At 69.5% G+C, this 1992-nt stretch carries 3 protein-coding genes; 2 read left to right on the top strand and 1 reads right to left on the bottom strand.

The genetic code is table 11. The features are described from left to right. The coding region (locus tag TA90_RS09830; RefSeq protein WP_043536058.1) for an acyltransferase at positions 1-596 on the bottom strand (596 nt) is incomplete at its 3' end. Between the two features lie 101 nt (positions 597-697). Between TA90_RS09830 and TA90_RS09825 the strand changes: the two genes are divergently transcribed. Next, the gene (locus tag TA90_RS09825; protein ID WP_052450740.1) at positions 698-1372 is read left to right on the top strand and encodes a glycosyltransferase family 2 protein; all 675 of its coding nucleotides are present in this window, start codon (positions 698-700) and stop codon (positions 1370-1372) included. A 1-nt stretch (position 1373) separates the two neighbouring features. Next, positions 1374-1739, top strand: a complete 366-nt coding sequence (locus TA90_RS09820; RefSeq protein ID WP_043536054.1) for a DUF2304 domain-containing protein — start codon at positions 1374-1376, stop codon at positions 1737-1739. Positions 1740-1992: the final 253 nt, after the last annotated feature.

The following is a 1992-nucleotide window of genomic DNA, read 5'->3' as shown; positions in this document are numbered from 1 at the left end:
TCGACTTCCTCGAGGTGGTCGGGTGCTGTGGAACGGTACAGGGCGCCGGTGCGGGGGCAGCGCAGGAGGTCGTCGTGGCCCTCCACGGGTTCCAGGGGAACGCCGGCGCGTCCGACCCAGCCGATCCGGCGGGCGGGTACACCGGCGACGAGGGCGAACGCGGGCACGTCGTGGGTCACGACGGCACCGGCGGCCACGGTGGCCCAGGCGCCGATGCGGACGGGGGCCACGCACACGGCGCGGGCACCGACGGAGGCGCCCTCGTCGATGTCGACGCCCACGGGGTCCCAGTCCTGGGCGGACTTCAGGGAGCCGTCGGGGTTCACCGCCCGCGGCGTGTGGTCATTGGTGAGGACCACACCGGGGCCGATGAAGACTCCGTCGGCCAGATGCGCGGGCTCGTAGACGAGGGCGTAGTTCTGCACCTTGCAGTGCGCGCCCATGTGGACACCCGTGCCGATGTAGGCGCCGCGCCCGATGACGCAGCCCTCACCGAGGACCGCGTCCTCACGGACCTGGGCGAGGTGCCACACCTGGGAGCCCTCGCCGATGGTCGCGCCCGGGGCGACGTCGGCCGAGTCCGAAATCCGTGGCATGTGCCCTCCGATCCGCACGACTCCCGCAATCCTACGATCCCACGGCCCCCGCCGGACCACGCGGTCGGTCGCGCGGCGCACTCGATGCCACAATGGTGCCCATGGCGAGCAATGACGACGTGTGGGTGGTGGTGCCCCTGCACAACGAGGTGACCGTCATCGACGAGGTCGTCACCGACCTGCTCGACCACTTCCCCCACGTCCTGTGCGTGGATGACGGATCCACTGACGGGTCCGGGGACATGGCCCTGGCCGCGGGTGCTGCCGTGGCCACGCATCCGATCAACCTCGGTCAGGGCGCCGCGCTCCAGACAGGCTTCGACTACGTGCTCCACTCCACCGACGCCACCTATGTCGTGACGTTCGACGCCGACGGTCAGCACCGGGTCGAGGACGCCGAGGCGATGGTCTCCACCGCACGGGCAGAGGACCTGGCCATCGTCTTCGGCTCCCGGTTCCTCGACGGCACCAGCGAGGTGGGTCGACTGCGCCGGATCATCCTGCGGACGGCCGCCCTGGTCACGCGCCTGCGGACGGGTCTGCACCTCACCGACGCCCACAACGGGTTGCGCCTGATCCGTCGTGACGCCCTCTGCGCCGTCAACCTGGACCAGAACCGTATGGCCCACGCCACCCAGGTCGTCAACCAGCTGGCAGCCACGGGACTCCCGTGGCGGGAGGTCCCCGTCCACATCCGCTACACCGACTACTCGCGCTCGAAGGGGCAGTCACTGTTGAACTCCGTGAACATCCTCGTCGAATTGGTCCTTGGCTGACATGGACAGCTACTGGTTGATCAAGATCGTCCTGCTGGCAGGACTGGTGGTCGTCGCCTGGTTCCTGCTGCGCCCGGTGCGCTCCCAGGGCCACCTCGCACTGCGACGCCTCGGGATGATCCTCACCATCGTCTTCGCCATGTTCGCCGTCCTCTTCCCAGGCCTCCTCAACCGGGTGGCGTGGCGCCTGGGCGTGGACCGCGGTATCAACCTGCTCGTCTACGTCCTGGTCCTGGCCTTCTTCGCCCAGGTCGCCACCGCCTACCGCCGCGACTCGTCCAACGAGAAGCGCCTGACCGGGTTGGCCCGGGCCATCGCCCTGCAGACCGTGCGACTGCCCGCACGTTCCCGTCCCCCGGAGGAGTGACTCGGGCCCCCGGTCCCGGGGCGCGTGGGCGACCGAACAGGATACACGCAGGGACGGGCGCTAGGATCATCCCCAATGAGTGAACACAACGGGGGCGGAATCGCCCCGGTCCTCCACGCAGCGACCAACCCGTACCGCTTCGGCGCGGGGCGTGGTGTGCTCGCCGTGCTGCTGTCGGTCTTGTTGTTCGCGGGTTCGACGGGGTGGTTCGTGTACCGCGACCTCGCGGGGTCGGTGGCGAGCAACACCTTAG

This window comes from Actinomyces polynesiensis, from assembly GCF_000820725.1.
GTDB lineage: Bacteria > Actinomycetota > Actinomycetes > Actinomycetales > Actinomycetaceae > Pauljensenia > Pauljensenia polynesiensis.
The sequence above is the reverse complement of the archived record's forward strand: the minus strand, read 5'-3'. Positions and strand labels throughout refer to the sequence as shown.

Coding starts and splice junctions, on each gene's coding strand:
- TA90_RS09825 (WP_052450740.1), top strand. CDS start 698: ATGGCGAGCAATGACGACGTGTGGGTGGTGGTGCCCCTGCACAACGAG.
- TA90_RS09820 (WP_043536054.1), top strand. CDS start 1,374: ATGGACAGCTACTGGTTGATCAAGATCGTCCTGCTGGCAGGACTGGTG.